General features: G+C 69.0%; 12 protein-coding genes. 4 read left to right on the top strand and 8 right to left on the bottom strand.

Going from position 1 to position 10,287, the window contains the following annotated elements; translation table 11 throughout:
* Positions 1 to 1,120 (top strand): DNA recombination protein RmuC (locus tag HUU96_RS05590; protein WP_174291861.1); only part of this gene is annotated, 1,120 nt, incomplete at its 5' end.
* Positions 1,121 to 1,124: 4 nt separating this feature from the next.
* Positions 1,125 to 1,355 carry a hypothetical protein gene (locus HUU96_RS05585; RefSeq protein WP_174291860.1) on the top strand — a complete coding sequence of 77 codons (231 nt, stop codon included), beginning with the start codon at positions 1,125 to 1,127 and terminating at the stop codon, positions 1,353 to 1,355.
* 5 nt (positions 1,356 to 1,360) lie between these two features.
* Here HUU96_RS05585 and HUU96_RS05580 read toward each other — a convergent pair whose 3' ends face one another.
* On the bottom strand, positions 1,361 to 2,296 hold the full coding sequence (locus HUU96_RS05580) for an arginase family protein (RefSeq protein WP_174291859.1): 936 nt from the start codon (positions 2,294 to 2,296) through the stop codon (positions 1,361 to 1,363).
* A gap of 79 nt (positions 2,297 to 2,375) precedes the next feature.
* Between HUU96_RS05580 and HUU96_RS05575 the strand changes: the two genes are divergently transcribed.
* On the top strand, positions 2,376 to 3,068 hold the full coding sequence (locus HUU96_RS05575) for a tetratricopeptide repeat protein (protein ID WP_174291858.1): 693 nt from the start codon (positions 2,376 to 2,378) through the stop codon (positions 3,066 to 3,068).
* Here HUU96_RS05575 and HUU96_RS05570 read toward each other — a convergent pair.
* From HUU96_RS05570 to HUU96_RS05540, 7 genes are all read right to left on the bottom strand, one after another.
* Entirely contained in the window at positions 3,065 to 3,865 is an 801-nt protein-coding gene (locus tag HUU96_RS05570; RefSeq protein WP_174291857.1) for a TrmH family RNA methyltransferase, read from the bottom strand. The genes HUU96_RS05575 and HUU96_RS05570 overlap by 4 nt on opposite strands.
* Positions 3,866 to 4,034: 169 nt before the next feature.
* On the bottom strand, positions 4,035 to 4,313 hold the full coding sequence (locus HUU96_RS05565) for an HPr family phosphocarrier protein (RefSeq protein ID WP_254605023.1): 279 nt from the start codon (positions 4,311 to 4,313) through the stop codon (positions 4,035 to 4,037).
* 10 nt (positions 4,314 to 4,323) lie between these two features.
* Positions 4,324 to 4,731 carry a PTS sugar transporter subunit IIA gene (locus HUU96_RS05560; RefSeq protein WP_174291855.1) on the bottom strand — a complete coding sequence of 136 codons (408 nt, stop codon included), beginning with the start codon at positions 4,729 to 4,731 and terminating at the stop codon, positions 4,324 to 4,326.
* Positions 4,732 to 4,771: 40 nt separating this feature from the next.
* Positions 4,772 to 5,713 (bottom strand): RNase adapter RapZ, encoded by a 942-nt coding sequence (rapZ, locus tag HUU96_RS05555; protein ID WP_174291854.1) that lies wholly within the window; start codon positions 5,711 to 5,713, stop codon positions 4,772 to 4,774.
* Positions 5,710 to 6,159 carry an HPr kinase/phosphorylase gene (locus HUU96_RS05550; RefSeq protein ID WP_174291862.1) on the bottom strand — a complete coding sequence of 150 codons (450 nt, stop codon included), beginning with the start codon at positions 6,157 to 6,159 and terminating at the stop codon, positions 5,710 to 5,712. The genes rapZ and HUU96_RS05550 overlap by 4 nt, the downstream gene beginning before the upstream one ends.
* On the bottom strand, positions 6,156 to 7,775 hold the full coding sequence (locus tag HUU96_RS05545; RefSeq protein WP_174291853.1) for an ATP-binding protein: 1,620 nt from the start codon (positions 7,773 to 7,775) through the stop codon (positions 6,156 to 6,158). The genes HUU96_RS05550 and HUU96_RS05545 overlap by 4 nt, the downstream gene beginning before the upstream one ends.
* Positions 7,726 to 8,445 (bottom strand): response regulator transcription factor, encoded by a 720-nt coding sequence (locus HUU96_RS05540; RefSeq protein ID WP_174291852.1) that lies wholly within the window; start codon positions 8,443 to 8,445, stop codon positions 7,726 to 7,728. Before HUU96_RS05540 ends, HUU96_RS05545 begins: the two co-directional genes overlap by 50 nt.
* A gap of 144 nt (positions 8,446 to 8,589) precedes the next feature.
* On the opposite strand from HUU96_RS05540, the gene HUU96_RS05535 reads away from it, so the two are divergent.
* Positions 8,590 to 10,200: a phosphoenolpyruvate carboxykinase gene (locus HUU96_RS05535; protein ID WP_174291851.1), complete on the top strand. Its 1,611-nt coding sequence runs from the start codon at positions 8,590 to 8,592 to the stop codon at positions 10,198 to 10,200.
* The last annotated feature ends 87 nt before the right edge of the window (positions 10,201 to 10,287 follow it).

Genomic DNA, 10,287 nt, shown 5'->3' with positions numbered 1-10,287 from the left:
CGCCCATGCGGCGACGCTGGACGAGCTGAAGGCCGCGCGCGACGCCATGACCGCCCAGTTCGGCGCGGCGGCGGCCAAGGCGCTGGAGAGCGCGCAGACCCAGTTCCTCGACCGCGCCCAGCAGCGGCTGAGCGAGACGGAGGCGATGCAGGGCCAGCGGCTCTCGGCGCTGCTCCAGCCGGTCAGCGACCGCCTTCAGCGCTACGAGGAGGGCGTCGCAAAGGTCGAGGCGGAGCGGCGCGACGCGTTCGGCCTGCTGCACGGTCAGATCGAGGCGCTGCGCACCGGCCAGGAGCGGGTATCGGGCGAGGCGGCGAAGCTGGTCAACGCGCTGCGCAACGCGCCCAAGGCGCGGGGGCGCTGGGGCGAGCAGCAGCTGCGCAACGTGCTCGAGTCGTGCGGCCTGTCCGAACATGCCGACTTCCGCACCGAGGTGAGCGTGGACAGTGGCGACGGTGGCCGACTGCGGCCCGACGTGATCGTGCGTGTGCCGGGCAACGCTTCGCTGGTGATCGACGCCAAGGTTTCGCTCAACGCCTATCAGGACGCGTTCGGCGCGGTGGACGAGGGCGAGCGGCTGACGGGGCTGTCCGCCCACGCCGCGTCGATGCGCGCGCACGTCAATGCGCTCGGCAACAAGGCCTATTGGAGCCAGTTTGACGAGGCGGTGGATTACGTCGTGATGTTCGTGCCCGGCGAGCATTTCCTGTCGGCGGCGTTGGAGCATGATCCGACATTGTGGGACTTTGCCTTTGACAAGCGGGTGCTGCTGGCGACGCCGACCAACCTGATCGCGATCGCGCGGACGGTGGCGGCGGTGTGGCGGCAGGAGCGATTGGCGACGCAGGCGCGCGAGATCGGCGCGCTGGGGAAGGAGATGTACGAGCGATTGGCCAAGGTCGCCGAGGACATGCGCAAGGTCGGCACCGGCCTGACCAGCGCCGTCAACAACTACAATAGCTTCGTGTCCAGCTTCGAATCGCGGGCTTTGGTCACGGCGCGTAAATTCCGTGACCTGGATGTCGACACTGGTGCCCGCGAACTGATCAGGCCGGAACCGGTCGAGGCACTGGCGCGCTACGGCGAGGAGCTACAACGGTTGCCCGACGCGGCGGAGTGACGGCATGACCGGAATGCACATGGATGACGTCGTTCTTCGGCGAGATGAGACCTGGCACGGCATGGTCATGGGCGATCTCGTCGTCAGCGCCGGCTGTCGCGTCAGCGTTCATGGCATGGTCAGTGGCGACGTCATCGTCGATGAGGATGCCGAAGCCGTCATTCACGCGATGGTCGGCGGCAAGGTCGTCGAACGCGGCGGTCGTGCGGTCCTGAAGGGCCTGGTCGGCGGCTAGGCGCTTCAGCGTCGCATCAGTCCGATCGCCGTCAGCGCGATCCGCGCCGCCAGCAATGCGCACGACCGCGAGGCGTCGTCGCGCTCCGGCACATATTCCGCCAGCACCAGCCCCGCGATCGTGCCGCGTGCGGTCAGCCCGTGGAGCAACGCCAACACGTTCTCATAGTCGAGCCCGCCCGGCGTCGGCATCGCCACGGCTGGGAACACCGCCGGATCGATCCCGTCGCAGTCGATCGCCAGCACATAGCGACCTCCTTGCGGCAGGACGTCCAGCACCGCCTCCGCGCCACGCTGCCGCCACTCACGGCTGGTCACGATCTGGCTTCCCCAGGCGCGCGCATCGTCATGCTGCCACGCCTCGCCGCTGCCGAGCCCGCGGATGCCGATCTGCAGCATCCCCGCCACCCACGGCATTTCCGCGACGCGGCGCATCGGCGAGCCATAGCCCTGGCCTTCGCCGCGGATCGTGTCCGCCCAGTCGACATGCGCATCGACCTGCACGACGGTGACCGGACCGTGGTCGGCAAATCCGGCAAGGACCGGGATCGGTACCGAATCGTCGCCACCCAGCACCAGCGGCACCGCGCCCGCCGCAAGCACGCGCGCAGTCGCGGCGGCGATGCGCTCGCGATTGCCGGCCGCATCGCGCACCCGTGTCTTGACGTCGGCGAGGTCGACCCCGATCGCCTCGATCGGCCGCTCGGGCGTTACGAGCGTCGCGCCAAGGTCGAAGTCGTGCTGCTTCAACTGCCCGGCCAGCGCCTTCGATGCGGCACGGATCGCTGCCGGGGCGAGGGCCGAGTGGCTGGCCTCCGCGGCATCGTACGGCGTCGCTTCGGCCGCGCCGAACACTGCGACCTGACCGGGCCGCAGGTCGTCGATCATGCCGATCGGCAGGCCGGCCAGCGTGGGATATTCAAAGGGGATGCGTTTTGCCATCGCGCCTCAATCGTCGAGCAGGTGTGCGGGTTGCGTTGGGTGCGGCGGCGGCGCAGCATGACGGTGGAAGGAAGTCCGCATGATTGCCGTGATCACCGCCCTGTTGCTCGCTGTGCAGGCCGCCCCTTCACCGACTCTGTCGCCTCTCAGGGCCGATGTCGAAGCGCAGAACGAGCCGCGCCTGCGCACTGCCGCTCAGCTGTTGAAGGACCACGAGCCGCAGCAGGCGCTCGACATCCTGACCATTGCCCTTGCCGCGTATGATGCGGACCATGCCAGCGAGAAGCGGCGGCTCTACTGCGGCATGAGCCCGCAGGAGACATTGTTGTACATGATGATGGCCGCCAAGGACAAAACCAGCGCGGTGGCGGTGCCGCCGGGTTACTGCACGGCGCTGTACCTCAAGGGCTATGCGCTGGTGGACCTTGGCCAGCCGGCGGAGGCCAAGGCCGTCTACCGGCAGGCGATCGCGCTCGCGCCGATGTATGCGCAATACCAGACCGAGCTTGGCCAGCTGCTGCGGCTCGACAAGGACTGGCCTGGCATGTTGTCGACCTGCGAGGGGGCGGCCCAGGCGGCGGCGATCGCGCCGGCCGCCATTAAGATGCTGCAACAGGGCGCGGCGCTGCGCTGCCAGGGCTATGCGCTGGTCGAGGAGCATAAGCTGGACGAGGCGGAGAAACGCTATCGGCAGGCGCTGGCGATCAATCCGGGCGACCTCAAGGCGCAAGGCGAGCTGCAGTATATCGCGCAACAGCGGGCGAAGCCCTAGCCGCGCTGCTGCGCCAGCACCTCATACGCCATCACCGCCGTTGCCACCGCCGCGTTGAGGCTGTCCGCCTTGCCGAGCATCGGCAGCCGTACCAGTAGGTCGCAGGCCGCGGCATAGTCGGCAGGCATCCCGTGAGCCTCGTTGCCGACCAGCAGGAAGGTGGGGGCGGCGTACCGAGCAGCGCGGTAGTCGGCGTCGGCGTCGAGGCTGAGGCCGATCAGCTGGCCCGGGCCGCCGCGCAGCCATGACAGGAACGCCGCCCATTCCGTCTTCACCACCGGCACCGTGAACAGCGCCCCCATGCTGGCGCGCACCGCCTCTACCGAGAACGCGTCGACGCACTCGCCGATCAGGATCAGGCCGCCGGCACCGACCGCGTCGCCGGTGCGCAGGATGGTGCCGAGATTGCCCGGATCGCGCAGCCGCTCGGCGACCAGCCAGATGCCGGCCGCACTGCGATCGAGATCGTCGAGCGTCGCCGCGATCTCGTCGAATATCCCGACCACCGCCTGCGGATTGTCCTTGCCCGACAGCTTGGCGATGATGTCGGCACCGGTCTGGATGCAGTCACCGCCAGCCGCCTCGACCGCGATCGACAGGTCGTGGACCAGCGGATGATTGGCGCTCTGGTCGGTGTAGAACAGGATGCGCGGCAGCCGCCCGGTCTCGCGCGCCTCGGTCAGGATGCGCAGCCCCTCGGCGAGAAACTGACCCGACTCCCGCCGGTGCCGCTTGTCGCGCAGGTCGCGAGCGTACTTGACCGTCGGGTTGGAGAAGGCGGTGATCTGGCGCGGCATGGCGCAGCGGCCTACGACCTAGCCATAGGCTAGGTCGAGGCGAATTCTCTGCGCCCGGCCGGCGGGGCTAGTTTCGGGTCGGCCATGCCCCCGGCATGGCCTGAACAACGCGGGGCATCGTTCACCCGAAACTCCCCGTCCGACGACGCGGCTTTGCCGCGGCGCGCGCCTATTCCTCACCGAACTTGGCCTCGACCAGCTCGGCAAGCGCTTCCACCGCGACCGCCGCCCCATCGCCGCTGGCGCTGATGACGATGGTGTCGCCCATTGCCGCGCCCAGCATCATCAGCCCCATGATTGACGTGCCGGTGACGCCGCCGTCGCCGCCATCCTTGGTGACCTCGACCTCGCAGGGCTGGGTCGCGGCGAGAGTGACGAACTTGGCGCTGGCCCGTGCATGGAGCCCGCGGCGGTTGGCGATGACGACGCTGCGCACCACCGCGTTCAAGGCCTTCCCCTCATGCCGCCGCCTCGCCCAACACCTCGGACGCGACCGTGATGTACTTGCGCCCCGCCTCGCGCGCGGCGGCGACCGCATCGACCACCTTCATCGCCTTGCGCGCCGAACCGAGCCGGATCAGCATCGGCAGGTTCATGCCGGCGATCACCTCGACCCGCCCGCGCTCCATCAGCGAGATAGCGAGGTTGGAGGGGGTGCCGCCGAACAGGTCGGTGAGTACGATGACGCCGCGCCCCATCTCCACGCGGCCGATCGCCGCGGCGATGTCGGCGCGGCGCTCCTCCATGTCGTCGTCGGGGCCGATCGCGATCGTCGCCACGCCGTCCTGGGGACCGACGACATGGATCATCGCGGTCACAAACTCCTCGGCCAGGCGACCGTGAGTGACAAGGACCAGGCCGATCATGCGAGAGGTCGGGTCGTGATGGTACAAAGATACGAAATGGTCATCTGCCGCGAGGCGGTCCTTCAAGCGAATCTTGCGGCGCGGTGCCCAAGTCGCGATGCGCAATGGTGGGCGAAAAGCCGCCGTCGCGCAAGGTGCGCGCGACCCGCTCGGCGACATGGACCGAGCGGTGTCTCCCGCCGGTACAGCCGATCGCGACGGTGACGTAGGACTTGCCCTCCGCCCGGTAGCGCGGGATCAGCAGCGCCAGCAGCGCCTCGATCCGCGCCACCGCCTCCTCATAGGCAGGGTCGGCCTTGATGTAGCCGGCAACGTCGGCATCGAGACCGGTCCCGGGGCGCAGCAGCGGGTCCCAATGCGGGTTGCGCAGGAAGCGCATGTCGAACACCAGATCGGCATTGCGCGGCATCCCGCGCGAATAGCCGAACGACATCACCAACAGCGTCGGTTCGCCATGGCTGTCGGCAGCCAGCTGCGCGCGGACCGCCTGGGCGAGCTGGTTGGCGGTAAGACTGGTGGTGTCGATCAGCCGGTTCGCCCAATCGCGCAGCGGCGCGAGCAGCTCCCGCTCGCGGGCGATGCCGTCGCTCGCCGGCCGGTCGAGCGCGAGCGGATGGCGGCGGCGGGTCTCCGAATAGCGCCGCTCCAGCTCGCTGCCGGCGCAATCCAGGTACAGCATCGAGATCTCGCGGCCCTGCTCGCCGTTCTGCGCCTCGTTGAGGCGGCGGATGTTGCGGACGATGCGCTCCGGGTCGAAGTCGCGGGTGCGCGCGCCGATGCCGATCGCCAGCGGCTGGTCGTCGCCCGGCGCACCGGCGGGCAGCGGCGCCTCCAGCAGCCGGTCGAGCAGGACGAGCGGCAGGTTGTCGACCGTCTCCCAGCCGATGTCCTCCAGCGTCTTGAGCACGGTCGACTTGCCCGCCCCCGACAGGCCGGTGACGAGCAGGATCGTCTTGGCCGTACCCGCTGCGGAGACAGTCACGCGTCCTCCAGCCCGGGTTGGGCGAGGGCGAGTTCGACCTTGATCGGCGCTGACGGCGGCCGTGGGTCGAGGACGATCACGCGCAGCTCGACGCCGGCAAGCGTGCGCCGCCGCCGCTCGGGCAGCCGCGGCGGATCGGGATCGAGGCGCACGAGCAGCGCGACGGCAGCCTCGGGAGCGTGGGGCAGGGCGGCAATGCCGATGCCGCGCACCTCCATCTTGCCTTCCAGCGGCGGCGGTATGGTCTGGGGCGGCCGCGCCACCAGCCCGGCGGGGGTGCGCACCACCAGAGTGCGGTCGTCGGCGATCAGCTTCGCGCCGCGATCGATCAGCCGCAAGGCGAGGTCGGACTTGCCACTGCCCGACGGTCCCTCGATCAGCACCGCGCGGCCGCCGATCGCGACGGCGGTGGCGTGCAGCATCTCCGACGACAGCGCCGCCATCAGCTTGCCGGCACCAGCGGCAGGCGCACCACGAAGCGCGCACCGCTCATCCTGTCCTCGCGCGATTCGGCCATGATCGAGCCCTGATGCCCCTCGACGACGGTGCGCGCAATGGCGAGGCCGAGCCCCGAATGCTGGCCGAATGCCTCCCCGGAGGGGCGGATCGACTGGAATCGGCGGAACACCGCCTCGCGCTGGTCGGCGGGCACGCCGGGACCCTCGTCGTCGATGCGGATCACCAGCTCGTCCTGCTCCCGCGTGGCGTTGACGCTCACCACGCCTGCGTCGGGCGAGAAGGAGACGGCGTTGTCGAGTAGGTTCTCGAACACCCGCTCCAGCCGCGCGCCGTCGCCGAGCACCGGCAACGGATCGGTCACGACACGGTCGAAGCGCAGCCGGATCGCGCGCTCGACGCCCCGGTCGTGGCGCTGCGCGACCAGCCCGGCGAGCAGCGCGCCGATGTCTACGGCCACGAACTTGGTGCGGCTGAGCTGGGCATCGACCCGCGACGCGTCGGAGATGTCGGTGATCAGCCGGTCGAGCCGGTGGACGTCGTCGCGGATGATGCCGATCAGCCGCTTCTGCAGATCGGGATCGCTGATCCGGCCAAGTCCCTCCACCGCGGACCGCAGCGAGGCGAGCGGGTTCTTGATCTCATGAGTGACATCGGCCGCGAACGCCTCGGTCGCGTCCATGCGCGCGCGCAAAGCCAGGCTCATGTCCGACAGCGCGCGGGCAAGCATCCCGATCTCATCGCGGCGCGAGGGCAGGCGTGGCACCACCACTTCGCGCGCGCGGCCCAGCCGCACGCGCACCGCGGCGCGGGCCAGCCGGCGGATCGGCCGGACGATGGTGCGCGCCAGGAACAGCGACAACAGCACCGACATCAGCGTGACGATCAGCAGCACCATGCTGAGCCGGAACCGCTCGGCACGTACCGTCCAGGTGATGTCGCGCTCGTTGTTGGCGGTCAGCACGACGCCGCTCGCACCGGGCAACGCTGCGACGGCGGTGATGACCGGGGTGCGATCGGGGGCGCGCCAGACGCTGGTGGCGACCCGGCCGCTCTGCCGGACCGCGGCGATGTCGGGCCAGCCGAGCCCGTCGCCATGCTCGCGATAGAGCGGCGGGCGGGCCGCGCCGACGATCGTGTCGATAGTCGCGTCGATGAAGCGGCCGATATCCTGCCCACGCCGCTCGGTATGCGGGTCGATCAGCTTGAAGGTGACCGGGCCCAGTGCGCTGCTATCCGCCAGTTGGCGGCCCCCCGGATCATAGACGCGGACGCGGGCATGGGTGTCGCGCGCCAGCCGGGCGATCAGCGCATCGCGTGCAGTGGGCGGACTGGTCGCGATCGCCTCACCGATCAACCGCGCCTCACGCGCCGCCTCGGCGACGCGGCTGTCAACCAGTCGGCTGCGATAGCTGTCGAGATAGAAGAAGCCCCCCGCCAGCAGCAGCAGCGCGACGATGTTGACCGCGAGAATACGCCGGGTGAGCGAGATCTGCCCCGACCAGCGCAGCGTCAGGTCAGCACCTTCGCGCTGCAGCCGACCGCCCGACAGGGCCTCAATCGTCGGCAAAGCGGTAGCCGGCCCCGTACAGCGTCTCAATCGCATCGAACTCGGCATCGACGGCGCGGAACTTGCGGCGCAGGCGCTTGATGTGGCTGTCGATGGTGCGGTCATCGACATAGATGTCGTCCTGATAGGCTGCATCCATCAGCTGGTTGCGCGTCTTGACGATGCCCGGCCGCTGGGCGAGCGTCTCCAGGATCAGGAACTCGGTGACGGTCAGCACCACCACCTCGCCCGCCCACAACGTGCGGTGGCGGGCGGGGTCCATGCTCAGCCGGCCGCGCTCGATCGGCCCGGCCGCGCCCTCCACTCCTACGTCCGGAGCGCCATCGACGCCCGGCTGTGTCAATTCGGCACGGCGTAGGATCGCGCGGATGCGGGCGATCAGCAGGCGCTGGCTGAACGGCTTGGCGATATAGTCGTCCGCCCCCATCGCCAGGCCCAGCGCCTCGTCCAGCTCGTCGTCCTTGCTGGTCAGGAAGATAACCGGCAGCCGGCTCCGCTCACGCAGGCGCCGCAGCAGCTCCAGCCCGTCCATCCGCGGCATCTTGATGTCGAGGACGGCGATGTCGGGCGGGTTGTCGACCAGCGCCTTCAGCGCGGCCTCGCCGTCCGAATAGACCCGCGTCAGGAACCCCTCCGCCTGCAACGCGATCGACACCGATGTCAGGATGTTGCGATCGTCGTCGACGAGCGCGACCGTGGCCGTCATGCGCTGAACCAAGACCTCAAGGCCGCAGGAAGTGCTGGACTTACGGCAAAGGCCGCCCATGCTCAATCGCGGTGTTTGACCGGCCATAGGGACGCACTTATGGCATGAGCAAAGGCCCGTAGCGGCCACGACGACAGGAGAGCAATGGTGAGCGAGCGAATCCCGGATGCAGGGCTGGAGCGGCAGGGGATCGAGACCCGGGCCGACCTGCACTGGAACCTGACCACCGCACGGCTGGTCGAGGCGGCCGTAGCGCGCGGCGAGGGCAAGCTCTCCGCCGACGGTCCGCTGGTGGTCGAGACCGGGCCGCATACCGGCCGCTCGGTCAAGGACCGCTTCATCGTCCGCGACGCCGAGACCGAGTCCACCATCTGGTGGGGCAAGAGCAACCAGGCGATGGAGCCCGAGCACTTCGCGGCGCTCAAGGCCGACTTCGTCAAGGCGCTGGTCGACAAGGAGGACCTGTACGTCCAGGACCTGTTCGGCGGCTCGCAGCCCGAGCATCGCGTCCGCGTCCGGGTGATCAACGAGTTCGCCTGGCACAACTTGTTCATCCGCACCATGCTGGTCCGCCCGGAGGAGTATGAGCTGAAGGGGTTCGAGGCCGATTACACGATCATCGACCTGCCCAGCTTCCGCGCCGATCCCGATAGGCATGGCTGCCGCAGCGAAACCGTGATCGCGGTCAGCTTCACGGAGAAGCTGATCCTGATCGGCGGCACCCGCTATGGCGGCGAGATGAAGAAGTCGGTGTTCAGCCTGCTCAACTACCTGCTGCCACCGGCCGGCGTGATGCCGATGCATTGCTCGGCCAATATCGGCCCGGACGGCGACACGGCGGTGTTCTTCGGCCTGTCCGGCACCGGCAAGACGACGCTCAGCGCCGACGCCAGCCGCACCCTGATCGGCGACGACGAGCATGGCTGGTCCGACACTGCGGTCTTCAACTTCGAGGGTGGCTGCTACGCCAAGATGATCCGCCTGTCGGCCGACGCCGAGCCGGAGATTTTCGCGACCACCAAGCGCTTCGGCACGGTGTTGGAGAATGTGGTGATGGACGGCGTAACCCGCCAGCTCGATCTCGACGACGCCAGCCTCGCCGAGAACAGCCGTGCGGCCTATCCGATCGACTTCATCCCCAATGCGTCGGACGCTAATCTCGGGCCGGTGCCGCGCAACATGATCTTCCTGACCGCCGACGCCTATGGCGTCCTGCCGCCGATCGCCAAGCTGACGCCGGATCAGGCAATGTACCATTTCCTGTCCGGCTACACCGCCCGCGTCGCCGGCACCGAGATCGGCGTGGTCGAGCCCGACGCGACCTTCTCGACCTGTTTCGGCGCGCCGTTCATGCCGCGCCAGCCCTGGGTCTACGGCAATCTGCTCAAGGAGCGGATCGCGAAGGGCGGGGTGGATTGCTGGCTAGTCAATACCGGCTGGACCGGCGGCAAATACGGCACTGGCCACCGGATGCCGATCAAGGCAACGCGCGCGCTGCTGGCGGCGGCGCTGGACGGCAGCCTCAACGATGCCGAGTTCCGCACCGACCCGAACTTCGGCTTCGAGGTTCCGGTGAGCGTGCCGGGGGTGGATGCGACGATCCTCGACCCGCGCGAGACCTGGGCCGACAAGGGCAGCTACGACGATACCGCCGCCCGGCTGGTCGATCAGTTCGTCGAGAACTTTGCTCAGTTCGAGCCGCATGTCGACGAGGGCGTCAGGCAGGCCGCGCCGGTGGTCATGCAGCCGGCCTGATCTCGGGCTCGACGACCAGCGTGCCACCGGCGACCCGCGTCACCCGGACGCGGGCCCCGGCGGGCGCGTCGGGGCCGGACGCCGGCC

It is taken from the genome of Sphingomonas bacterium (assembly GCF_903644135.1).
In the GTDB taxonomy this organism is placed as follows: domain Bacteria; phylum Pseudomonadota; class Alphaproteobacteria; order Sphingomonadales; family Sphingomonadaceae; genus Sphingomonas.
This window is presented reverse-complemented; position numbering and strand designations above follow the sequence as displayed.